This window comes from Mumia sp. Pv4-285 (genome assembly GCF_041320275.1).
GTDB lineage: Bacteria > Actinomycetota > Actinomycetes > Propionibacteriales > Nocardioidaceae > Mumia > Mumia qirimensis.
This window is the reverse complement of the sequence record NZ_CP162023.1, coordinates 2,569,821-2,591,707: the sequence shown is the minus strand read 5'-3', so window position 1 is coordinate 2,591,707 and position 21,887 is coordinate 2,569,821. Positions and strand designations below refer to the sequence as shown.

General features: G+C 70.5%; 19 protein-coding genes. 9 read left to right on the top strand and 10 right to left on the bottom strand.

Features of this window, described 5'->3' with window-relative positions; translation table 11 throughout:
* The first annotated feature begins 65 nt into the window (after nt 1–65).
* The 3 genes from AB3M34_RS12575 to AB3M34_RS12565 all read left to right on the top strand — a co-directional run bounded on the left by AB3M34_RS12575 (nt 66) and on the right by AB3M34_RS12565 (nt 3,912).
* Complete coding sequence (locus AB3M34_RS12575) at nt 66–1,541, top strand: collagen-binding domain-containing protein (protein WP_370614289.1); 1,476 nt, start codon at nt 66–68, stop codon at nt 1,539–1,541.
* A 119-nt stretch (nt 1,542–1,660) separates the two neighbouring features.
* Nucleotides 1,661–3,253 carry a flavin monoamine oxidase family protein gene (locus AB3M34_RS12570; RefSeq protein WP_370614288.1) on the top strand — a complete coding sequence of 531 codons (1,593 nt, stop codon included), beginning with the start codon at nt 1,661–1,663 and terminating at the stop codon, nt 3,251–3,253.
* Nucleotides 3,250–3,912, top strand: a complete 663-nt coding sequence (locus AB3M34_RS12565) for a Rid family hydrolase (protein WP_370614287.1) — start codon at nt 3,250–3,252, stop codon at nt 3,910–3,912. The genes AB3M34_RS12570 and AB3M34_RS12565 overlap by 4 nt, the downstream gene beginning before the upstream one ends.
* Nucleotides 3,913–3,975: 63 nt before the next feature.
* Here the strand turns inward: AB3M34_RS12565 and AB3M34_RS12560 are convergent, their stop codons facing one another.
* Nucleotides 3,976–4,329, bottom strand: a complete 354-nt coding sequence (locus tag AB3M34_RS12560; protein WP_370614286.1) for a hypothetical protein — start codon at nt 4,327–4,329, stop codon at nt 3,976–3,978.
* A 143-nt stretch (nt 4,330–4,472) separates the two neighbouring features.
* Here AB3M34_RS12560 and AB3M34_RS12555 point away from each other — a divergent pair, with 143 nt between their 5' ends.
* Nucleotides 4,473–7,469: a glycosyl hydrolase gene (locus tag AB3M34_RS12555; protein ID WP_370614285.1), complete on the top strand. Its 2,997-nt coding sequence runs from the start codon at nt 4,473–4,475 to the stop codon at nt 7,467–7,469.
* A gap of 77 nt (nt 7,470–7,546) precedes the next feature.
* Here AB3M34_RS12555 and AB3M34_RS12550 read toward each other — a convergent pair whose 3' ends face one another.
* The 3 genes from AB3M34_RS12550 to AB3M34_RS12540 form a co-directional block, all read right to left on the bottom strand.
* Nucleotides 7,547–8,635: a glycerophosphodiester phosphodiesterase family protein gene (locus tag AB3M34_RS12550; protein ID WP_370614283.1), complete on the bottom strand. Its 1,089-nt coding sequence runs from the start codon at nt 8,633–8,635 to the stop codon at nt 7,547–7,549.
* 102 nt (nt 8,636–8,737) lie between these two features.
* Complete coding sequence (locus AB3M34_RS12545; protein ID WP_370614282.1) at nt 8,738–9,340, bottom strand: Rho termination factor N-terminal domain-containing protein; 603 nt, start codon at nt 9,338–9,340, stop codon at nt 8,738–8,740.
* 89 nt (nt 9,341–9,429) lie between these two features.
* Nucleotides 9,430–11,358 (bottom strand): ABC transporter ATP-binding protein, encoded by a 1,929-nt coding sequence (locus AB3M34_RS12540; protein ID WP_370614281.1) that lies wholly within the window; start codon nt 11,356–11,358, stop codon nt 9,430–9,432.
* 100 nt (nt 11,359–11,458) lie between these two features.
* On the opposite strand from AB3M34_RS12540, the gene AB3M34_RS12535 reads away from it, so the two are divergent.
* A complete protein-coding gene (locus AB3M34_RS12535; protein WP_370614279.1) occupies nt 11,459–11,899 on the top strand; it encodes a MarR family winged helix-turn-helix transcriptional regulator in 441 nt (146 codons plus the stop codon).
* A 169-nt stretch (nt 11,900–12,068) separates the two neighbouring features.
* Entirely contained in the window at nt 12,069–12,791 is a 723-nt protein-coding gene (locus AB3M34_RS12530) for a dienelactone hydrolase family protein (RefSeq protein WP_370614278.1), read from the top strand.
* A 23-nt stretch (nt 12,792–12,814) separates the two neighbouring features.
* Here the strand turns inward: AB3M34_RS12530 and AB3M34_RS12525 are convergent, their stop codons facing one another.
* From AB3M34_RS12525 to AB3M34_RS12510, 4 genes are all read right to left on the bottom strand, one after another.
* Entirely contained in the window at nt 12,815–13,885 is a 1,071-nt protein-coding gene (locus tag AB3M34_RS12525) for an SPFH domain-containing protein (protein WP_370614277.1), read from the bottom strand.
* On the bottom strand, nt 13,885–14,316 hold the full coding sequence (locus AB3M34_RS12520; RefSeq protein WP_370614276.1) for an NfeD family protein: 432 nt from the start codon (nt 14,314–14,316) through the stop codon (nt 13,885–13,887). The genes AB3M34_RS12525 and AB3M34_RS12520 overlap by 1 nt, the downstream gene beginning before the upstream one ends.
* 270 nt (nt 14,317–14,586) lie before the next feature.
* Complete coding sequence (locus AB3M34_RS12515; protein ID WP_370614274.1) at nt 14,587–15,198, bottom strand: MurR/RpiR family transcriptional regulator; 612 nt, start codon at nt 15,196–15,198, stop codon at nt 14,587–14,589.
* A complete protein-coding gene (locus AB3M34_RS12510; RefSeq protein ID WP_370614273.1) occupies nt 15,195–16,130 on the bottom strand; it encodes a S66 peptidase family protein in 936 nt (311 codons plus the stop codon). The genes AB3M34_RS12515 and AB3M34_RS12510 overlap by 4 nt, the downstream gene beginning before the upstream one ends.
* Before the next feature lie 232 nt (nt 16,131–16,362).
* Between AB3M34_RS12510 and AB3M34_RS12505 the strand changes: the two genes are divergently transcribed.
* From AB3M34_RS12505 to AB3M34_RS12495, 3 genes are read left to right on the top strand one after another with little or no spacing between them, the layout of a single operon-like run.
* Nucleotides 16,363–16,869 (top strand): hypothetical protein, encoded by a 507-nt coding sequence (locus tag AB3M34_RS12505; protein WP_370614271.1) that lies wholly within the window; start codon nt 16,363–16,365, stop codon nt 16,867–16,869.
* A gap of 20 nt (nt 16,870–16,889) precedes the next feature.
* On the top strand, nt 16,890–18,266 hold the full coding sequence (locus AB3M34_RS12500) for an MFS transporter (RefSeq protein WP_370614270.1): 1,377 nt from the start codon (nt 16,890–16,892) through the stop codon (nt 18,264–18,266).
* Nucleotides 18,263–19,723 (top strand): pyridoxal phosphate-dependent decarboxylase family protein, encoded by a 1,461-nt coding sequence (locus tag AB3M34_RS12495; RefSeq protein ID WP_370614268.1) that lies wholly within the window; start codon nt 18,263–18,265, stop codon nt 19,721–19,723. Before AB3M34_RS12500 ends, AB3M34_RS12495 begins: the two co-directional genes overlap by 4 nt.
* Nucleotides 19,724–19,748: 25 nt before the next feature.
* Here the strand turns inward: AB3M34_RS12495 and AB3M34_RS12490 are convergent, their stop codons facing one another.
* Nucleotides 19,749–21,074, bottom strand: a complete 1,326-nt coding sequence (locus AB3M34_RS12490; protein WP_370614267.1) for a hypothetical protein — start codon at nt 21,072–21,074, stop codon at nt 19,749–19,751.
* Between the two features lie 543 nt (nt 21,075–21,617).
* The gene (locus tag AB3M34_RS12485; RefSeq protein WP_149771291.1) at nt 21,618–21,821 is read right to left on the bottom strand and encodes a cold-shock protein; all 204 of its coding nucleotides are present in this window, start codon (nt 21,819–21,821) and stop codon (nt 21,618–21,620) included.
* Nucleotides 21,822–21,887 lie beyond the last annotated feature (66 nt).

The window sequence follows — 21,887 nt, the reverse complement described above, 5'->3', positions numbered from 1 at the left end:
CTCGGATGGCGACGTGCCGAGATCGTCGACTGGAGAATTCCTGGCACGCTCGGCACACTGGACGCATGAAGACTTGGACGCTTGCCCAACTTGGTGCGGCGGTGGCTGCGGGCGGCGTGGCCGTCGCAGCACTCGCGGTCTCTCCGGCATCGGCTGCCACGGGCGTCAACCCGGTGCGGATCGACGACGCCGACCCGGCGAACAGCAGCTTCCTCGTCTTCGTCGAGCACGACGTCGTCCTCGCGGGCGGCGAGTCCGAGGGCACCGTCGCTCTCGGCGGCGACCTCGCGTACGGCAACGGCTACAACGTCATGCTCAAGCCGGGCAGTGGCGGCTTCCGCACGCCGACCGCGCCCGGCGACGCCAACCCCACCACGTTGTACGTCGGTGGCGAGGTCGACTGGTCCGCATCCGGCGACAGCGTGCTCCGCACCCTCGACGGCGGTTTCACGAAGATCGGTGGGTCGGGCTTCGCCGCGCTCGACACCGACCACAACGGTGCCTCGGTGAACACCCGGATCGTCCGCAAGGACGCCACGTACGAGTCGACTCCGCGGATCGAGGGCACCGCCCGCCAGGTGCCGGCGTCCGTCGGCACGCCCATGGGCGGTCTGATCGACGTCGCCGGTGCGTTCCCGAAGTACCGCGACCTCTCGACCGTCATGGGGCTGTGCGAGCCGTCGCTCCAGCCGACCGACGCGAACGGCCGCCTTCTGCCGACACCGATCCCGTCCGGCGCCCAGGCGTACCTGACGCTGGCCGAAGGACGGACGAACGTCCTCGACATCAGTGCCGACGAGCTCGCCGGACTGGGGGCGTTCACCATCCGCGGCGCGGCGCCCAGCAACGCGACGACGCTGCTGGTGAACGTCACGGGCGAGAGCTACACCGGCCCGATGCCGAACCAGGCGGGAGTCAGCGGCGCGAACGCGCCGTGGATCCTGTGGAACTTCCCGGAGGCGACCGAGGTCACCTTCTCCGGAGGCGACTCGGTCGAGGGCACGCTGTACGCGCCCCGGGCGGACCTCCGCTGGCGCGGCTCGCAGAACATCGAGGGCAACGTCATCGCGAAGCGCTTCGAGCACGGCTCCACGACGACGCGATCGGGTGGCGAGATCCACGACTTCCCGTTCCGCGGAACGATCGACTGCATCGATCAGCCGGTGCCGCCCACGACGCCGACCGAGCCGACCGAGCCCACGACGCCGACTGAGCCCACGACGCCGACTGAGCCCACGACGCCGACCGTGCCGACCGAGCCCACGACGCCGACTGAGCCCACGACGCCGACTGAGCCCACGACGCCGACTGAGCCCACGACGCCGACCGTGCCGACCGAGCCCACGACGCCGACCGCGAGCCCGTCCCTAGGCATCGGGGGCGACACGGAAGACCTCGGCGGACCGGGTGCGGGCACCGACGCGGCGCTCCCTGAGGCCGGCGGTGCGCAGGGCTGGTTGATGCTCGGCGGGGCCCTCGCCCTCGCGGCAGGCGCAGCCATCGTGGGTGCCGCAGCGCTCCGGCGACGTACCGACAACTGACTCGGAGCGGAGGGTCGGAGGGGCGTTCCGCGAGGTAATTGCCCGGAAACACTTCGACGCGATGGCGGAAACACGACGTACCTAGGTTCGGCGCATCACTTCAACAGAAGGAGCGTGCCTTGCCACAGACACGACGCGACTTCCTCAAGCAGGTCGGCATCGCCGGCGGCGCGGGAGTCATGCTGCACTCGATGGGGGCGCTCGGGCTGAGCCCGGCCGCTGCCGCTGAGACACCGCCGTTCACCCCACCGAAACCGTCCGACCTCGGCGGAAGGGGACGCAAGAGCGTCGTCATCCTCGGCGGAGGCATCGCTGGACTCACGACTGCGTACGAGCTCGGCAAGGCGGGCTACCGGTGCACGATCCTGGAGGCGCGCGAGCGCCCAGGCGGCCGCAACTGGACGGTACGCGGTGGCACCACCGAGACGGACCTCGCGGGCAACACCCAGCGTGCCGGCTTCTCCAACGGCCAGTACATGAACGCCGGACCGGGTCGGCTTCCGCAGCACCACGTCACGGTGGACTACTGCCGCGAGCTCGGTGTGGAGCTGGAGACGTTCGTCAACCAGAACGCCGACAGCTATCTCTACCGCGTCGGCAACCACAACCTGTCGGGTCAGCCCATCCGCCACCGCGCGGCCAAGGCCGACGTCTACGGCTACGTGTCCGAGCTGCTCGCGAAGGCCACGGACCAGGGTGCGCTCGACACGTACCTGACGCAGGCGGACAAGGACGCCCTCATCTCGTTCCTCCGGAGCTTCGGCTCCATCGGTGCGAAGGTGAACGGCGACCCTGCGGCGAGCTACAAGTACACCGGCGGCGGCCGGCGCGGCTATGCGATCGAGCCGGGCGTGACCGCGGGCGAGCCGCTGCCGCCGTACGCACTGTCTGACGTCCTCGCCTCCGGCATCGGCAACTACTTCTCGTTCGAGTTCGGCTTCGACCAGGCGATGCAGATGCTGCAGCCGGTCGGCGGCATGGACCGCATCCCGTACGCGTTCGAGAAGGCCATCGGGCGCGACAAGATCGAGTACGGCGCGGAGGTGCTGTCGTTCGGCAACACCGCGCGCGGTGTCGAGGTGGAGTACACGGCCGGGCGTCGCACGAAGAAGGTCTCGGCCGACTTCCTCGTCTGCACGATCCCGCCGCACATCGCCGCGAAGATGTCCAGCAACCTCCCCGCCGACGTCGTGGCCGCGCTTGCGTACGCCCGTCCCACGAACGCCGGAAAGATCGGGATCGAGTACGACCGCCGCTGGTGGGAGCTCGACCACAGGATCTACGGCGGCATCACCAACGCCAACAACGAGCTCGGCAACATGTGGTACCCGTCGTCGGGTTTCCACGGGAAGCGCGGAACGATGGTCGGCTACTACAACACCGGCGGGAGCGCGACGACGTACGGAGCGCTGTCGCCGAAGGACCGGCTCGCCAAGGCCCTGTCGCAGGGTGCCGAGATCCACGGCGACGTCTACAAGAAGGACGTGCGCTCGGCGTTCTCCGTCGACTGGGCGACCGCGAAGTACAACGAGGGCGCGTGGGTCGGGTGGCCGTCTCGGACCGACGGCAGCTACGACAAGCTCCTTGAGCCGACCGGCAACATCTACTTCGCCGGCGACCACATGTCGTACACGATCGCGTGGCAGCACGGCGCGATGGTCTCGGCCCGGTCCACGGTCGAGGCGCTTCACAACCGGGTGGTGGCGGCATGAGCGCCCGTCGTACGGCCATCGCCGTCGCGGCGACCGCCCTCGTCTGCATCCCGGCCTCGGCGATCGCGCACGGCTCGTTCGCGAAGCCTCCGCGACCGGGCACCGCCGTTTCGGTGCTGCCCGACGGACAGGACAACCCGATGATCTCCGAGGGGGTCGCGATCGGGGCGAACACGCCGGTCTACAAGTCGAGCGGTCTGGGTCCGTCCGGCCTGAACACGGCCGCGCCGGGTGGCACCGAGCAGCGCTACATCGACACGGCAGTGTTCCCCGGTGGTGCGCTGCCGGCCGGCGTCACGATCACGGAGGCGCAGGGCATCAACGTGCTGCGCCGGATCGGTGAGAACCTCGCCAAGCAGGGCCTCTCGTACGACGACGTGATCACGATGCGCGTGTTCCTGCAGAACCCTTCGGGGGCCGCGACCGCTGACTTCGCGGGCTGGAACCGTGCGTACCGCCAGTACTTCGCGAACACCAGTCTGTCGACCGGCAAGCCCGTCGCGGTCCCTTTGGGATCGGCCGCTCCGACGACGCCGATCGTCGTGAACCCGGCACGTCCGTCGCGGTTCGCCCTCGAGATCGAGAACCTCCCGGTCGGCGGTTGGCTCGTCGAGGTGGAGGTCGACGCGGTGTACCCGTCGAAGGGCGGCAAGCACTGACGGAGCGGTTTCGTACGGCGTCGGCGCCGCAGCACCCGTCCGGGAGCTGCGGCGTCGGCGCGTTCAGGCGACCGCCGCCATCAGGGCTGTGCTCACGACGAAGACGAGAACGGCAGCACCGGCGGCGAGGATCGGCACCGTCCAGGTCTGCAGCCCGCCGCGTGCTCGGACGACGATGCGCCACAGCGCGCCTCCCCACACGAGCGCGAACGCGCCGACCATCGTCCACGCGAGGAAGCGGGGACCGACCGGGGCCTCGGCGCAACGCCCGGACCGGTCGCCGAGGCACGGCGTCGTGCCGAGCCCGATCCACGCGGCGACTCCGCCGAGCATCACGACCAGCAGCGACAGCCCGACGAAGAGCACCGCCGTCGCTGTGAGGTCGGCCGCGCGGACCGCGGTGGAGGGCGAGGGCATGCGTCCACTCTGTCATGGCGCCCGCCCACGCCCGTTCCTCGCGTGGCCGGAACCGGTCACCGGCTGGCCCAGGATGTGCCGTACGTCATACGCTGCCCTGACCCGAAGGTGAAACGTTTCATTCCGAGTCCAGGAGCAGCCTCGTGACCGATCGACCCCGCCAGCCCTCCCTGAGTCGCCGCTCGTTCATCGCGGCATCGGCCGTCGCCGGCGCGGGTCTCGCGATGGGCCCCGGCGCGCTCTCACCCGCCGCTGCGACACAGGCAGCGCTCGGCGGACGCGGCGTCGAGCGGACCTTCGCGGACCCCGACAGCCGGTACGGCGCACGCTTCCGCTGGTGGTGGCCGCACGGCCTGGTCGACCCCCAGCAGATCCGGGCCGAGGTCCGCGACATCGCCCGGGCCGGATTCGGCGGCATGGAGGTCGCCGACGTCCACCACAGCGTGAGGCTGAAGGACGAGCTCGATCCCGAGGGCCACGGCTGGGGGACGCCCGCATGGGTCGCCGCGGTCAAGGCGGCGCTCGCGCAGGCCGACCGCGACGGCGTGACCATCGACCTCACCGCCGGGCCGTCCTGGCCCGCAGCGGTCCCCGGGCTGGTCCCCGACGACCACGCGGCCATCAAGGAGCTCGTCCACGGCCTCGCGACGGTGAACGCCGGCGGGACGTACGACGACGTCCTCCCCGCCCCGGTCGTCGCAGCCGAGGAGCACGTCGAGAAGACCACCCTGATCGCCGTCCACGCGGTCCGTCTCGTCACGCCGTCGACGCGGGAGAGCGTCCTCGAGCAGGCGTCGCTGGTGGATCTCACGTCGCAGGTCACGGACGGGCGCATCACCTGGACGGCGCCCGCCGAAGGCACGTGGCTGCTCTTCGCCTACTGGGAGCGCGGCTCCGGCCAGCTCCCCGAGGCCGGCCCGCACAGCTCGCCCGAGGCCTTCGTCGTCGACCACTTCAGCGCTGCCGGGACCAAGGCCGTCACGGACTTCTGGGAGGACCACATCCTGGACCGCGAGATGCGGCGTCTCATCAAGCGTGCCGGCAACACGTTCTTCGAGGACTCGCTCGAGATCGAGACCGACGCGACCATCTGGACGCCGGGCATGCTCGACGCGTTCCGGAAGCGCAACGGGTACGACCTCGCGCCGTTCCTGCCGGTCGTGCTCGAGGTCAAGGAGAAGTACCTCTGGACCTACGACGCGGACCTGACGACGCGTGTGCGCGACGACCTCGCGATGACGTTCAGCGACCTCTACCGCGACAACCACCTGATCCCGTTGCGCGACTGGTCGCACGACCTCGGACTCGAGCTGCGCATCCAGGCGTACGGGCTCGAGACCGACACGCTCGCCCACTCAGGCATCCTCGACCAGCCCGAGAGCGAGTCCCTGGGGTTCAAGAACCTCGACGACTACCGGGTGATGGCGGGCGGCCGCGACATCGCCGGCCGGACGATCCTGTCGTGCGAGGCGGCCGCGTACAACGGCGCCGCGTACAACGTCACCTGGGACCGCGTGCTCACCACGCTCAACAGCTTCTACGCCGCCGGCGTCAACCAGGCCGTCCTGCACGGCTATCCGTACGCGGAGGCGCCCGGCGCTGCGTGGCCGGGCTTCGCCGCCTTCTCGCCGTACAACGGCGCGACCGGCTACTCGGAGGCGTGGGGCCCGCGGCAGCCGTCGTGGCGTCACGTCCCGCGGATCGCGGACTACCTGCGCCGTACGCAGTGGGTGCTGCAGCAGGGACGGAACCGCAGCGACCTCGTCTTCTTCCGCCAGAAGGGATGGACGGCGACCGGGATCGGGGCGCAGTGGGCGACCAACGACGGGATCCCGCTCGGGTGGAGCCACCAGTTCGTCTCGTCCGCCGCGTTCGTCGACCGTGGGGTCACGCTGCGCGACGGTCGGCTCGTGCCCGAGGGGCCTGCCTACAAGGCGATGATCGTCGAGGGCGACGCCTTCCGCGGTCGTCGTACGACGCTCACCGTCGAGTCGGCGCGCAAGATCGCCGAGCTCGCGGAGCGCGGGTTCCCGTTCGTGTTCCTCGGTGACTGGAGCAAGCCGACGGCCGAGGGCAAGGCCGGCGCGACCGCCGACGTCGCGGTCGCCGAGGCGGTCCGGACGGCCCTCGCGCAGCCGAGCGTCCGGAACGTGTCCGTGGCGGCAGAGGTCCCGACTGCCCTGGCCGCCCTCGGGGTCGAGCCGCAGGTGCGGCACGAGCGCTCGACCGTGGTCCACCAGCACCGCCGGACCGGCGACGCGGACCTGTTCATGCTCGCGAACGGCCGCCACGCCGAGAACCGTCCGCTGGCCCTCGTCGAGCAGGAGGTCTCGCTGACCGCGACGCGCGGTGGCGACCTCGTGCCGTACGTGCTCGATGCGTGGACCGGCGAGGTACGGCGTGCGGCGGTCTACCGCCAGGACGGTCGCACATTCACGCTCCCGGTCCGCCTCACGCCCGGCTCGTCCACGGTCGTGGCGCTCGCCGCTCGCGGCTGGGCCGACAAGGGTGCTGCCCGTTCGGAGAACGTGGTCGACACCGATGCCGCCGACGCGCGCATCGACGGCAGGTCGCTGGTCGTACGCGCCTCGGCCGCCGGTTCGTACGCCGTGGCCGTCAGTGACGGCAAGACCCGTACCGTGGTGGTCGAGACGGTGCCCGAGGTGGTCGCCTTGAGCTCGTGGACGCTGGTCGTCGAGGACTGGCAGCCGGGACGCACTCCCACGTCGACCAGCACCGTGCGGTCGGTGCACCGTCTCGAGGCGTTGGCGCCGTGGAACGAGATCGCCGGCCTCGAGGACGCCTCGGGGGTCGGCCGCTACACGACGACGATCACGCTCCCGAAGGCGTGGGACCGGTCGGTCGGCGCCTACCTCGACCTCGGCTCGGTGCTCGGGTCGTACGCCGTCAAGGTCAACAACCGGACGGTCGAGCACGCATCGCCGACGGACACACGGCTCGACGTCGGCCATCTGCTCCGCGCCGGCGTGAACCACGTCGAGATCGAGGTCGCCACGACGCTGTTCAACCGGATGCGTACGGCGCAGCCTGACGTCTTCGGTGCGGCGAAGCGGGTGCGGAGCGGTCTCGTGGGGCCGGTTCGGCTCCTTCCGTACGGCGAGGCCGTGCTGAAGGCGTAGTCCTCGCCGCCCCGATTTGACGGGTTTCCCACCGCACTCCTCCCCGTGCAGGTGGGAAACCCGTCACATCGTTGGGCTCAGCCGCGCGCCCTGTACGCGCGTGGCAGGCGCATGCCGCGGTCGGCCATCAGCGCGCGGACGCGGTCGGGGTAGTCGGTGATGATCCCGTCCACGCCCATGTCCATCAGCGCGGCGACCGTCGGCATGTCGTCGCACGTCCACGGCACGACCTCGAGCCCGCGCCGGTGCGCTGAACGCACCATCTGCGGCGTGACGTAGAACCGGAAGCCGGGCTGGTCGATCGTCCCGCTCTGCGGCATCCCGTACACCGGCGAGAGCGTCGTGACGCCGTCGATCGAGGCGGCCGCCTTCACGAAGTCGCCGCCGAACTCGTCCGCGTCGATGCCGCCCAGCCAGGGGGAGGCGCCGGGCTGGCCGACCTGCAGGAAGTCGTGGTTCGTGAGCGCGACGAGGGGGAGACGCGGCGAGATCCGGTGCATCAGCATCAGCGCGCCCCAGTCGAACGACTGGACGGTGACCTGACGGCTGAGTCCCGAGCGTCGGATCTCCTCAGCGACCCGGCGGACGAAGAGCTCGCGCGGCGCGGTCTCGTGCGGCGCACCGGCCTCGACCTTCGTCTCGACGTTCAGCGTGACGCCCCAGGCACGCCGCTTCTTCACGAGCGCGAAGACGTCCTTCAGCTCGGCCATCGCGGCGCCGTGGACGACCTCTTGCTGCGGGAACCCCGGCCGTTGCTGGTAGCCGCAGTCCATCGTCTTGAGCTGAACGAGGGTCAGGTCCTTGACGTACTTCCCGACGTACGGGAACTGGGCGTCGTCCGGCACCACCGGCGAGGTGTCCTTGCAGATCGTGGCCGACACCTTGCGGTCGTGCGTGACGACGACCTTCGCGTCCTTCGTGACCTGGGTGTCCAGTTCGAGCGTCGTGACTCCGAGCGCAAGCGCCTTGGAGAAGCCGGCGATCGTGCTCTCGGTGGTCATGCCGACCCCGCCGCGGTGCGCCTGGAGGTCGAAGGCGTCGCGATGGTTGCCCTTCGTGTGGTCCGGGCGTGCGTGGCGGTCGGTGGCTTCGGCCGTCGCGGGCGCGGCGAGGACCAGGAGCGTGGTCGAAGCGAGGGTGAGGCAGGTCGTGACCAGTCTGCGCATGAGGCTTCCTTCGTGTCGTCGGCACTGGCGTGACGACGCTACGAAGGTGAGACCACCGAAGGGGTGACGCGACGGTGGCCGCTGCGCGAACAGTCCGCTTCGTCAGCCCTCGAGGCGGGAGACGAGATCGGCCTTCGACATGCTCGAGTAGCCCTTGACGCCCTTGGTGCGAGCAGCCTTGCGAAGCTCGACCACGGTCATCGAGGCGTACGACCCGCCGGGCGCGGCGGACGACGTGGAGGCCGATGCCTTCTTGGCGGAAGGCGCCGTCTTCCTTGCTGTCGACTTCTTTGCCGTGGCCTTCTTGGCGGTGGTCTTCTTCGTGGTGGTCTTCTTCGCCGGCTTCGGCTTCGGGACGTCGCGGGCCGCGACCTTCTTGAGCGTCGGGTTCGGCGTGGCGCCCGCCGTGGCCGCGGACGGGGGAGCGGAGACCGAGGGCTCGCTGTCGCCGCCCGCTGAGCCTGTGGCCGCGCCCGGACGCACGCGCCTGAGCTCGTCGCGCGCCGCGTCGACCGTCTCGGCGATCTTGCGCTGAGCCGACTTCGAGGCCTTGCGGATCGCCTTCTCGGCATCGACGCGAGACTTGTCCGCATCCTTGCGTGCCCGCTTCAGGCGACTGGTCACGTCGTCGAGCGCCTTCTCCAGCTCGGCGACACGCTTACGCAGCTCGATCTCGACCTTGCTGCTCTTCGTCTTCTTGGCCACGGATCCTCCTCGAGTCGTGCTCCCGGTGAACGTCAGGCACGGTCAGCGTAGGCGCGATCGACCGGCGACGCTTCCCACGGGCTCGGCGGTCACGCCGCCGAGCTGGCGGTCACGTCCTCGTCCGCCCGGATGGCGTGCGCGGCGAACTGGGTCCGGTAGAGGTCCTCGTACGTCCCGCCGGCGGCCAAGAGCTCGCTGTGGGTCCCGCTCTCGACGACCCGTCCCCCGGACAGGACGAGGATGAGGTCGGCGTTGCGGATCGTCGACAGCCGGTGCGCGATCACCAGCGACGTGCAGGTCGAGAGTGCCTCGTCGAGCGCCGCCTGGACGGCGGCTTCGGACTCGGAGTCGAGGTGCGCGGTCGCCTCGTCGAGCACCACGAACGCCGGCTGCTTGAGCAGCATCCTGGCGATCGCGAGCCGTTGGCGCTCCCCGCCGGACAAGCGGTAGCCGCGGTCGCCGACCACGGTGTCGATGCCGCTGGGAAGCGAGGCGACGAGGTCCCACACGTGCGCCCGACGGAGCGACGTCTCTAGCTCGGCGTCGGTGGCGTCGGGCTTGGCGTACCGGAGGTTCGCAGCGATGGTGTCGTGGAAGACGTGCGCCTCCTGCGTGACCACGCCGACCGCGTCGTGCAGCGACTGCTGGGTCACGTCGCGCAGGTCGGCGCCGGCGATCCGGACCGCGCCCGCGGTCGGGTCGTACATCCGGGTCGCCAGCTGGGAGATCGTCGTCTTGCCGGCGCCGGAGTGGCCGACCAGCGCGACGGTCGCGCCCGCGGGGACGGAGAAGCTCACGTCGCGGAGCGTGTCGGTGACGGGGTCGTTGCCGAGCGTGGCGACGTCCTCGAGCGAGGCGAGCGACACCTCAGAGGCGGACGGGTACCGGAACGCGACCCGGTCGAGCTCGAGCGTCGCGCCGTTGCGTCGCAGGTCGTCGGCGAGGTCGTGAGCGTCGGGTGCGTCGGCGACCATCGGTTCGAGGTCGAGCACCTCGAGGACCCGCTCGAAGCTGACGAGTGCCGTCATCACGTCCACCTGGACGTTCGACATGGCAGTGATCGGTCCGTAGAGGCGGCCGAGGTAGGCGGTGAGCGCCACCACCATGCCGACGGTGAGCGAGCCGCCGATCGCCATCAGGCCGCCGGCGCCGTAGACGATGGCGGTGCCGACCGCGGCGACCGTCGTGAGACCGGCTCGGAAGTAGGTCCCGAGGACCGCAGCCTGAACACCGGTGTCGCGGACTCGGCCGGCCTTCTGGGCGAAGCCGTCGGACTCGAGGGTCGGGCTGCCGTACACCTTCACGAGGTGCGCCCCGGCGACGTTGAACCGCTCGTTCATCATCTGCGCGACGTCGGCGTTGAGCCCGTAGCGCTCACGGGTCAGCGCGGCGAGCTTGCCTCCCACCCAACGAGCGGGCAGCACGAACGCGGGGAGCAGGACGAGCGAGACGAGGGTGAGCTGCCACGACATCGCGAGCATGGCGGCGAGCGTGAACACGATCGTGAGGGAGTTGCTGACGACGTTGGACAGCGTCGACGTGAACGCCTGCTGCGCGCCGAGGACGTCGCCGTTCAGTCGCTGCACCAGCGCCCCGGTGCGGGCGCGCGAGAAAAAGGCCAGCGGCATCCGTTGGACGTGGTCGAAGACGGCGGTCCGCAGGTCGAAGATCAACCGCTCGCCGATGCGGGAGGAGACCCACGTCTGCGCCACGGTGAGCGCGGCACCCACGATGGCGAGACCGGCGATGACGAAGGCGAGCTCGACGACACGACTGCGGTCGCCGGCAGCGATCCCGTGGTCGATGAGGTCGCGGATCACCAGCGGGGTGAGCGCGCCGGCGGCTGCGGCGATCGCGATGATGACGAGGAAGACCGCGAGCTGCCCGCGGTACGGCTTGGCGAACGCGAGGATGCGTCGCATCGTGTCGCGGTGGAGCGTGTGCTTCGCGACCGCGGAGTCCTGGGTGAAGGAGCGGCGGCCACCGCCGCGGGCTCCGGTGGGAGAGCTGAAAGCCATGTGAGACCTCCTGTTCCGTGCGGGTCTCTGAACCAGAGGTGAGTCTAGCTCACTATCTGCTACGTACAAAATCATTAATGCTCACGGTAGGGTGTGGGTCATGGCAACAGAAGGCCCGACCGGGGCGGAGTTCCTCACCGTCCTGCACGCGGCGATGCGTGCGGTGCGCTGCGAGGCTGACGTCCAGATGGGTGCCGAGGCGGTGGCGCCCGGTCAGATGCGGATGCTCCGGGCGCTCTCACGTGCAGGAGGGTCGGCGCGGCCGGGCGAGCTCGCGGAGCTGCTCGGCGTGAGCCCGCGCTCGGTCACGTCCAAGGTCGACGCCGCCGAGCGGGTGGGAGACGTCGTGCGCCGTCCCGACCCGAGCGACCGCCGTGCGACGCTGGTCGAGCTGACGGAGCGAGGGCGCGCCACCCTCGAGCGGCTCGGACGGCTGCGGGCCAGTGGTGCGGGCGGGTTGCTCGAGCACCTGTCGATCGACGAGCAGCGACAGCTCGTCGACCTGCTCCAGAAGGTCGTGGGAGACGACCGCCGCTGCTAAAGCGGTTGGCGGAGGACGACGACCGTTGTTAACCTCCCGGAGGCCGTACGAGATTCGAGGAGGTGGTCTGCGTGAACGTATCCACGTGGGTGCTCCTCGCTGGGGTCACGGTCGGGCGATAGGTCGTCCGGGGAGCGCCGCTCAACGAGCACTCCCGAAAGGCACGACCATGCACTTCATCTCCGAACGGCGCCTGGACGACGGCAGCCTCGAACGCGACTTCACCCTCGGCGAGATCCCCGGCACCCTGTGGACGCCTGCTTCGTCACCGTCGCCGCTGATCCTGCTCGGACATCCCGGCGGTCTGCGCGCGATGCATCCCCGGCTGGCGGGGCGAGCCCGGCAGGCCATGGCGAACGGATTCGCCGCCGCCACCATCGAGCTGCCCGGGGGCGGTGAACGTCGCCGATCGGCCGGCGCCGAGCAGGCGCGCGCCGATCTGCGCCAAGCGCTGGCCACCGGTGACCCCGTCGACGAGATCGTCGACCGTCTGGTCCTGCCGCTTGTCGAGAAGGCGGTCCCGGAGTGGCAGACCACCCTCGATGCGCTCCTCTCGCTGCCCGAGCTTCGCGGCCCGGTGGGCTTCTCGGGCGGGGTGATCGCCATCGGCATCCGGCTGGCCGTGGTCGAGCCACGCATCGCTGCCGCCGGACTCTTCGCCGGGAGCTTCGTGCCCCGCGCCATGTTCGACGAGGCGCGGCAGGTCGCGATCCCGCTGCACGTCCTCCTGCAGTGGGACGACGAGGGGAACGACCGGCAGCTGGCGCTGGACCTCTTCGACGCCTTCGGCTCCCGGGAGAAGACGCTGCACGCCAACATGGGCGGGCACACCGGCGTCCCGCAGTTCGCGGGGGAGGACGCGGCCAGGTTCTTCGTCCGGCACCTCACGTGAGGCGCCCGGGCGACCTGGGTCAGCTAGTCCAACCCGCGCTCGGCCGCAGCGACCTCCGCGCGGGCATCCGCGACGGCGTCCTGTGCCTGGCGTGCGACACGCTCGGCCGCCGCGACCGGATCGGTGCGTGAAGGCTCGAGCGACTCGGTCCCGCCGGCCGGCGGGGACGCCTCTACTGCGTCCTGTGCATTCGACGTCCCCTCTGCCTTCGACGTCCCCTCTGGCTGCGCGGTTCCTCCGAACGCCTCGGACACGGCCCGCACCGCCTGGGTCAGCTCGCCGGGGATGACCCAGAACGTGCTGTGCTCACCGCCGGCGAGGTGGGGGAGCATCTCGAGGTACTTGTACGCGAGGACCTTCGGGTCTGCGTCGTTGCGGTGCACCGCCTGGAACACGCGCTCCAGCGCGGTCGCCTCGCCGTCGGCGCGGAGGATCGCCGCCTGCCGGTCGCCCTGCGCGACAAGGATCTCCTGCTGGCGGGTGCCCTCGGCGGTGAGGATCTTGGCCTGCCGTTCACCCTCGGCATGGAGGATGAGCGCCCGCTTGTCCCGCTCCGCGCGCATCTGCTTCTCCATCGCCTCCTTGATCGTCGACGGCGGGTCGATCGCCTTGATCTCGACGCGGTTCACCCGGATGCCCCACTTGCCGGTGGCGTCGTCCAGGACGTTGCGCAGTCGGGCGTTGATCTCCTCGCGCGAGGTGAGGGTCTGCTCGAGGTCCATCGAGCCGATGACGTTGCGGAGCGTGGTGACGGTCAGCTGGTCGATGGCCTGCAGGTAGTGGGCGACCTCGTACGCTGCCGCGCGCGGGTCGGTGATCTGGTAGTAGAGCACCGTGTCGATGTTCACGACCAGGTTGTCCTCGGTGATCACCGGCTGCGGTCGCGACGACACGACCTGCTCACGGACGTCGAGCTTGGTGTTGATGCGGTCGACGAGCGGGATGATGAAGTTCAGCCCGGGCTGGAGGGTCGTGCGATAGCGACCGAACCGCTCCACGTTGTAGCGACGGGCCTGCGGCACCACCCGGACGGTGGAGAGCACGAGGAACGCAACCACCACCGCGAGCACGACGATCGGGACGATGAGCTCCATCAGACCCCCCAGAAGTGGACGACGGCGGTCGCACCGTCGATCTCGATCACGTCGACCCGCGTCCCCGCGGGGATGACCTCGCTCTCGTCGAACGCCCGGGCCGACCACTCCTCCCCGGACACCCGGACCAACCCGTGCAGGGCAGTGACCTCTTCGGTGACGACGGCGACGCGGCCGACGAGGGCGTCGCTGCCGTCGCGTACGACAGGAGGCTGCAGCAGGTGACGGCGAGCCACGGGTCGGACGACGAGGATCGTGGCGGCGCCGGTGACGGCGAACGCGAGCAGCTGGACCAGCAGCGACCCGCCCATGCCCGCCACGACGGCGGCGACCAGCGCGGCGACGGCGAGCAGGCCCAGGGCGAACGTCAGCGTGAGGGCCTCCGCCACGCCGAGCAGGACGGCGAGCACCAACCACACGATCCACGGCATCGCGCACCCCTCAGGTCGACCGGGGGGACGCGTCGATTCTACCCCCAGTCGCCGGCGCCGAAACGTCGTTCGGGTCGCGGTGAGCCGACCCCGGAAAGCGGTCGGGCCGCTCTCGCCGGGGGAGACGTGAGCGGCCCTTCCTGAGGTCACGGGATCGGGCAGGGGGTGTAGATCCCGACCCCGTGACATAGATGAAACGGACGACCATGTCCGAAATGACGCATGTTCTCGGGTGATCTAGGTCACCCGTCCAAGAAACGCGTCGGCAGGTCAGTCGGCGTACAGGTCGAGCACCTCGCCGAGGTGGTCGCGCTGGGCGCTGCGACGCCCGGAACCCTTCGCGCTCGCCGCGGTGAGCGAGGCGATGAGGCCGATCACGAGGCTCATGCTCGAGGGGGACTCGTCGAAGGACATTCCGGCCGGGGGGACGAGCACGACGTCGGCGCCCTCCATCGTCGCCAGCGGCGCATCGGGGGAGTCGGTGATCACGAGCAGGCGGCCACCGGCGTCCCGGAACGTGGTGGCGATGTCGATCGTGTACTTCCGGTAGCGGTGCAGCGAGAACGCGACCAGCACGTCCGAGCTCCGGACGTCGCTGAGGACGTCGATCGGGCGGATGATCGTGCCGTCCACGAGGTGCACGTTGGCGAGGCTTGCGCTGAGATCGAGCGCGAGAAGGGACGCGTACGCGAACGACTGGGTGGCGCCGATGATGAACCGCCGACGGGCCCCGACGATCTGGGCCGCCATCTCCTCGAGCGTCGTGTCCGTCAGGGCCCAGTCGAGCATGGCGTCGAGCTGTTTGCGCTGCTCGTCGACGAGGCGGCGCTTCAGCAGGGCCGCCGACCGCCGTTGCGGGCGTGCTGGTGTGTCGTCTGTCATCGCTGCTCCCGTGGGCGTGCGAGGGTGAGAGCGGGAGCCGACGCATCCAGGTCGGCCACGATGCCGAGCGGGATGCTCGGAGCTGCGGGTCCGTGTCCGAAGCCGAGCTCCCAGGCGACGGGGACGCCGAGCGGGCCGAGGCGATCGCTGCACACCTCGCGGACGGCGTCGAGGTCGCCGCACCCGTCCCAGCTGCCGAGGACGACGCCGGAGACGCCGTCGAACCAGCCCGACCGCAGCAGCGACGTCAGGAAGCCGTCGATGCGGTACGGCTCCTCGTTGACGTCCTCGATCAGGGCGAGGTGGGGTCCTGGCCGGCGCGGCGGACGGCTGTGCGCGCCGATGGTCATCGCGAGGACGGCAAGGTTCCCGCCGACGAGCGTCCCTGAGGCCCGCCCTGGAGTGATCGTCGCGGCACCGCTTCTCGCGTAGGTTCGCCCCTCCCAGGGTTCGAGCACCGCGCGGCGCAGCTCGGCCGTCGCGGCGTCGTCGTCGAGAAGGGCGAGGGTGGCGACCATCGGGGTGAACCAGGTCGGGACAGCGAGCATCTCGTGCCAGTACTCGTGGATCGCCGTGACGTCCGAGCTGCCGTAGAGCGGCTTCGGGGGCGCGGCCCGCAGCCCGTCGTCGTCGAGGTGGTCGAGCACGCGAGCGGAGCCGTAGCCGCCGCGGACGCAGAAGACGGCGTCGATCGACGGATCGCACCATGCGTCCGAGAGGTCGGCGGCGCGGTCGGCGTCCTCGCCGGCGAGGTAGTCGACCCGCGGGTGGCGGTCACGGACGTGCTTTCCCTCGACCGGCTCGAGGTCCCAGGACCCGAGCAGCGCGGCCGCGCGGTCGAGCTGTTCGGTCGGAACAGGCCCGGCGGGCGCGACCAGTGCAACACGGTCACCTGGCCGCAAGGGACCGAGAGGTGAGCGGGAAAGGGGCATGTAGGGCGCTCCATCGTTGGGTGATCTGGTCCGTATCCTTGCCGCCGATCGCCCGAGAGACAAGTTGCGCAAGACCTGGAGCCGACAGATACGGCGCATATCTGTGTGAACAGGCGAGCCAAGACCAGGCCTTGTGGAAACCACGTGCCTGCAGCCGGCATCTGTGGACGCGCGCCGCGCGAGGCCCGCCCGTCCTTCTACGGTCGTGGTTCGTTGACCCAGAGGAGGACCTGTGAAGACCGTACTCGTTCTGCACCGCCGCCGTGCTCGCCGCGCGGATGTCGCCGACGGCCGAGACTCCGAGCCGCAGGTGCGCGACCGCGCCTACTGGAGTCTGTGGCGGCACCGCCACTTCCCGTGGGCGCTCCTCGACGAGGGGGCGCCGGTCGTGCTCCTCGAGTCGTGGTCGAGCGGAGGACGACTGACCTGGCTCGTCGAGGCTCGCGACGTGGTCCGCTCGACGGTCGCGTCGCGCGACGAGGCGGTCGAACGGATCGCGCGCTGGTCCGGCGACCGGGTGGACGAGATAGAGGCGTCGGACTACCTGTCCGACCCGCGCCGCTTCGCTGACGAGGGTGCTGCCGCCGCCGAGCTCCTGCTGCTCGGCTTCAAGGCTCGGCCGACGAGGTGGCTCGGACTCGAGCGCCCGGCCGCCCTCCGCATCGACCGCAACGGCTGGGCGCTCGCGCGCGTGGACGACCTCGAGGCCTGGGGTGTCGACCTGGACGGTGCGGCGTGACGATGCGGTAGAAACGTCGCATGTCCTCCGCCACCTCGGCTCCGCTCGCACCCGCCGTCCGGCGCGGCTACGCCCTCGGCTCCGTCGCGACCGGCACCTTCGGCACCGTCCCCGGCCTGCTGCTGCTGCCCTATCTGACCGACACCCTCGGCATCGCGGCGGGACTCGCCGGCGCGATGGTGTTCCTGCCGAAGGCGTGGGACGTCGTCCTGAACCCCGTCGCCGGACGCATCAGCGACCGGTCGACACACCCGTTGGGCCGGAGGCGTCCGTTCCTGCTGCGAGCGGGGGTGCTGCTCGCGATCGCGTTCGCGCTGATCTTCGCCGGTCCCGAGGACCCGACATGGCTGGCCGGCTCCTGGGTCGTCGTCATGTTCGTGGCCTGCGCGAGTGCGTACGCGTTCTTCCAGGTCCCTTACGTCGCCATGCCGGCGGAGATGACTCTGGACTACGACGAGCGCACCCGCTTGATGACCTGGCGTGTGGTCGTCCTCGCTCTTGCGATCCTGCTCTCCGGCGCCACGGCGCCGCTCGTCGTCGACCTGGTCGGGGACGCCACCTCGGAGGCCACCGGCTACCGCGTGATGGGCGTCTACATCGGTGTGGTCCTGCTCCTCGGTGTCCTCGGCGCCTACGTCGGGACGAGGCGAGCCCCCGACTACGGCGTGGCGACGGCCGGGGGCACGATGCGCGACCAGCTGCGGCTGGTGGCCCAGGCCCCGGACTTTCGCAACCTGCTGATCACCTTCGTCTTCCAGGCGCTCGGCGTCGGCGCGATGCTGGCCGGCGTCGCCTACGCGTCGGACAACCTGCTCGACGGCGGCGGGGCCGCGACCTTCCTGTTCGTCGCCTTCGTCGGGCCGGCCCTGGTCGTGACGCCGCTGTGGGAGCGGCTCGCGGCTCGACGCGGCAAGCGCTACGGCTACGTGGTGGCGAGCGGGTTCCTGGTGCTCGGCATGCTCGGCCTCCTGGTGACGTTGTCCGCGACGCCGTCCTTGGCGTATGCGGCGGCTGCGGTCGTCGGCATCGGCTACGCCGGCGCGCAGGTCTTCCCGATGGCGATGATCCCGGACGTGGCCGCGGAGCACGCCGCGCGCACGGGCGAGAACCGGATCGGGGTCTTCACCGGCGTGTGGACGGCGGGGGAGACGTTGGGTCTGGCGATCGGGCCCGGACTCTATGCGCTCGTGCTCGCGCTCGGCGGCTACGTGTCGTCGCGTGGCGAGACGGACGTCGCCCAGCCCGACTCCGCGGTGACCGCGATCGCCCTCGGCATCTCGGTGGTGCCTGCGATCATCGTGGCACTCAGCCTGCTGTGGCTGCGCCGCTACACGCTCGACGACCGCCGGGCTGCGCTCGGCGAGCCCACCCCGACCACCCAGGAGCCGACACCATGACCGTCCCCCACGAGGATCCCGACGCCATCCGCGCACGGCTCGCCGCGCTGCGTGACGGCGATCTGCCGACCCACGGGGGCCGCACGCTCGCCTACGTGTACGACTCCGGCATCGCCGAGGCCGATGCGCTGGGCCGGGAGGCTCTGGCGTCCTACGGCGCGACCAACGGTCTCGATCCGACGGCGTTCCCGAGCCTGCTCGCCATGGAGCGCGATCTCGTGGCGTTCGCGAAGCCGTTGTTCCACGCGCCCGGCGGCGCGGTCGGCACGGTCACCTCTGGTGGGACGGAGTCGGTGCTCCTCGCCGTCCAGACCGCTCGTGACGCGCACCCCGAGATCGAGCGGCCGGCCATGGTCGTGCCGAGCTCGATCCACGCCGCGTTCCACAAGGCTGCCCACTACTTCGGCGTCGAACGCATCACCGTGCCCGTGGATGCGGGCACCTTGCGTGCCGACGCGGCTGCGATCGGAGACGCGCTCGCCGCTCACGCCGGTCGCGTGGTGCTCGTCGCGGCGAGCGCGCCGTCGTACGCGCACGGCGTCGTCGACCCGATCCCCGAGATCGCGGAGCTCGCGTCGCAGCACGGCGTCCGGTTCCACGTCGACGCGTGCATCGGCGGGTGGGTGCTCCCGTGGCTCGAGCGTGACGGGCTGGTCCAGCACCCGTGGGACTTCTCGGTCGAGGGCGTCACGAGCATCTCGGCCGACCTCCACAAGTACGCCTACACACCGAAGGGCGTCTCGCTCCTCCTGCACGGGAGCCCGGACCTGCGTCGTCCCCAGTTCTTCGCCAGCGCCGACTGGCCCGGCTACACGATGCTCAACGCCACGCTGCAGTCGACCAAGTCGGGCGGCCCGCTCGCCGCCGCGTGGGCGGTCGTCTCCTACTTCGGCGATGCCGGCTACCACGCACTCGCTCGCACCGCGTACGACGGCTCCCGGGCGCTGGTCGAAGGCATCGACCGCATCGAGCACCTCGCGCTCGCATCGCAGCCCGACACGACGCTCGTGGCGATCGCCACCGACGACACCTGCGACGTGTTCACGATCAGCGACGCCATGCTGGCGCGCGGGTGGTTCGTGCAACCCCAGATGGCGTACGCCGGAATCCCGGCGACCTTGCACCTGACCGTGTCCGCCGCGACGGCCCCCATCGTCGGAGACTTCCTTCGCGCACTGCAGGAGTCGGTCGACGAGGCCGTCGCTGCCGGTCCGATCGAGGTCGACCCGCAGCTGCGCGCGGCCGCTGCTGCCATCGATCCCGCGACGCTGGACGACGCGGCGTTCGACGGGCTGCTCTCCCTTGCCGGACTGGCCGGTGGGGACGCCGGTGCCGCGTCGTCCGTGACGCTCCCCGAGCAGATGGCGCCCGTCAACGCACTCCTCGACGCGGCGCCCTCCGGTCTGCGCGAGGCGATGCTCGTGGCGTTCCTCGATCGCCTCACGCGGTCGCAGTGAGCCGGCGCGGTCAGCGGCCAGTGGCTCAGTAGGCGCGGTGCCGCCCGGCGGAGGCCGCCGAGGACGTGTCCTGCGCAGCGGCCGCGAGCTCCTCGCGTGTCCGCACCACCAGGGGAGCGGACGAGCCGGGCAGCAGCTGCGCCGGGTCGTCGGGCAGCGCGGCATCCGCGCGGACGTGCTCACTGATCCGGTACGGCATCGCGCTCAGGACGCCGCCGAGCGTGCGTCTCAGTCGCGACATCTCTGCTCGGACCGTGACGGTCCGAGCGGCATCCGCGAACAGGTCGTCGGCCAGCTCGGAGGCGGAGCGACCCTTCGGGTGCAGAGCGAGCGAGAGCATGATCTCGGAGTGCCGTGGTGACAGCGTGTGGGACCACGACCCGCTCTGGCCCGTGATCGCGACGACCGCCGGCGACACCGTCAGGTCGAGCCGGACGACGGTCATCGGCTCCTCTTCGGAGCCGTCGTCCGCGAGCCTCAGCAGCCACCCGTCCGGGACGGGCTCGGCGATGACGGTGCCGATGCCCGGCAACCAGACGACGCCCGGCTTGATGTCCGACGGAAGGGTGAGCCGCGACGGCGCGTCGGTGCCGACGGCCGCGGCGCAGATGCCGTCTCGGGTGACGGCGATCGCTGGTCCGCCGAGCCGCGCGAGCATCGGGGCTGCGTGGGTCCGCAGGCGGTCGGCACTCTCGTGGTATCGCTGTCGCAGCTGCGCCTCGGCGAGCTGGGCCGCCATCACGACGTGGGGGAGCGCGAGCGGGTTGACGGTGGCTGTCCGGTAGCTGAGGTCGACCGCGCCGACCTGCTCGCCGGTGAGCGGATCGCGGATCGGCGCCGCGGCGCAGGACCACGGCAGGTGACCCTCGGCGAAGTGCTCGGCCTGGTGGATCCCGATCGGCTTGCCCTCGACGAGCGCCGTCCCGATCCCGTTCGTCCCGACGTTGCCCTCTGCCCAGGTCGCGCCGGGCACCATCCCGAGCTCGTCGGCGTACTTGCGCATCGGCGCCGGCCCGGCACGCCACAGGATCCGGGCGTCGGCCGAGGTGACTGCGAGGAGCATGCCCGCGGAGTCGACGGCACTGTGGAGGAGGGTGGCCAGCTGGTCGATCATCGGGCGCAAGGCGCTGGCAGCGCGCTCGGCCTCGACCTCGGAAGGTGTGACCGGCGGGGTCGGGGGGACGCCGTCCGGAGTGAGGCCGAGGGTGCGCGAGCGGTCCCAGGACGCGCGCACGATGGGACGCGGCTGCTGCTCGGGCGAGCGGCCGGCGAGGACATCGGAGCGGATTCGGTAGAGCGCACGCAGATCGGTCGGCGCGTCAGTCGTCGCCGACGTCCGTGGCAGCGCCATGCCGTACCCCCGTCGCCTCCGGCGGAATGTCCGTTGTAGGCCCTCACCGTAGAGCGTCGATGCCCGGCGCGACAGTAGTTGACACGTTTTTCCTGTGGTTGAAATCCCAACGGTTATAGTTGAGATGCGAACGAGCTTTGACTTTGACATTCCCGCTGCAATGGACCTGCAGCAACGCGAATTCAGTGCTGCAACCCCGCTGCAACCCTTGCGAGGGTGCCCGCGCGGGCGGTCAGATGGTGGCACGCCATCGCGAGACCTGGTCTCTGGTGGTTCTGGTCCGGAGGACTCCGGGCTTCTCGTCCACGTCTTGCGCGCTCCGCTGCGGGGGTACGGAGTACGCAAGACGTGGACGGACCGGATCGCTTCTGACGTCGATCCGCGACCCCGCCCTCGCGGCGGCTCAGGTCTCATCACCTCACGCGCTCGGGAGCTCCCGTCGTCGGCAACGCCGAGCACGATCTCTTGCACGGACGAACGAGGGCCCCGACACCGTTTCCGGTGTCGGGGCCCTCGTCAGAAGTCTCGGTAGGAGACGACTTCTCAGATGGCGCGAACGTTCTCCGCCTGGGGGCCCTTCTGGCCCTGGGTGACATCGAACTCCACGCGCTGGTTCTCGGCCAGCGTGCGGAAGCCGTTGCCGGAGATCGCGGTGTAGTGGACGAACACGTCGTCACCGCCACCGTCCTGCGCGATGAAGCCGAAGCCCTTCTCGTCGTTGAACCACTTCACGGTGCCTTGCGACATTTCTTGCTCTTTCGTCGAACTGTGGAGCCGGCCGTTGCCGACCCCCGTGCACATTGCTCCACCACC

Coding starts and splice junctions, on each gene's coding strand:
- AB3M34_RS12575 (WP_370614289.1), top strand. CDS start 66: ATGAAGACTTGGACGCTTGCCCAACTTGGTGCGGCGGTGGCTGCGGGC.
- AB3M34_RS12565 (WP_370614287.1), top strand. CDS start 3,250: ATGAGCGCCCGTCGTACGGCCATCGCCGTCGCGGCGACCGCCCTCGTC.
- AB3M34_RS12560 (WP_370614286.1), bottom strand. CDS start 4,329: ATGCCCTCGCCCTCCACCGCGGTCCGCGCGGCCGACCTCACAGCGACG.
- AB3M34_RS12550 (WP_370614283.1), bottom strand. CDS start 8,635: ATGCGCAGACTGGTCACGACCTGCCTCACCCTCGCTTCGACCACGCTC.
- AB3M34_RS12540 (WP_370614281.1), bottom strand. CDS start 11,358: ATGGCTTTCAGCTCTCCCACCGGAGCCCGCGGCGGTGGCCGCCGCTCC.
- AB3M34_RS12535 (WP_370614279.1), top strand. CDS start 11,459: ATGGCAACAGAAGGCCCGACCGGGGCGGAGTTCCTCACCGTCCTGCAC.
- AB3M34_RS12530 (WP_370614278.1), top strand. CDS start 12,069: ATGCACTTCATCTCCGAACGGCGCCTGGACGACGGCAGCCTCGAACGC.
- AB3M34_RS12525 (WP_370614277.1), bottom strand. CDS start 13,885: ATGGAGCTCATCGTCCCGATCGTCGTGCTCGCGGTGGTGGTTGCGTTC.
- AB3M34_RS12520 (WP_370614276.1), bottom strand. CDS start 14,316: ATGCCGTGGATCGTGTGGTTGGTGCTCGCCGTCCTGCTCGGCGTGGCG.
- AB3M34_RS12515 (WP_370614274.1), bottom strand. CDS start 15,198: ATGACAGACGACACACCAGCACGCCCGCAACGGCGGTCGGCGGCCCTG.
- AB3M34_RS12510 (WP_370614273.1), bottom strand. CDS start 16,130: ATGCCCCTTTCCCGCTCACCTCTCGGTCCCTTGCGGCCAGGTGACCGT.
- AB3M34_RS12500 (WP_370614270.1), top strand. CDS start 16,890: ATGTCCTCCGCCACCTCGGCTCCGCTCGCACCCGCCGTCCGGCGCGGC.
- AB3M34_RS12495 (WP_370614268.1), top strand. CDS start 18,263: ATGACCGTCCCCCACGAGGATCCCGACGCCATCCGCGCACGGCTCGCC.
- AB3M34_RS12490 (WP_370614267.1), bottom strand. CDS start 21,074: ATGGCGCTGCCACGGACGTCGGCGACGACTGACGCGCCGACCGATCTG.
- AB3M34_RS12485 (WP_149771291.1), bottom strand. CDS start 21,821: ATGTCGCAAGGCACCGTGAAGTGGTTCAACGACGAGAAGGGCTTCGGC.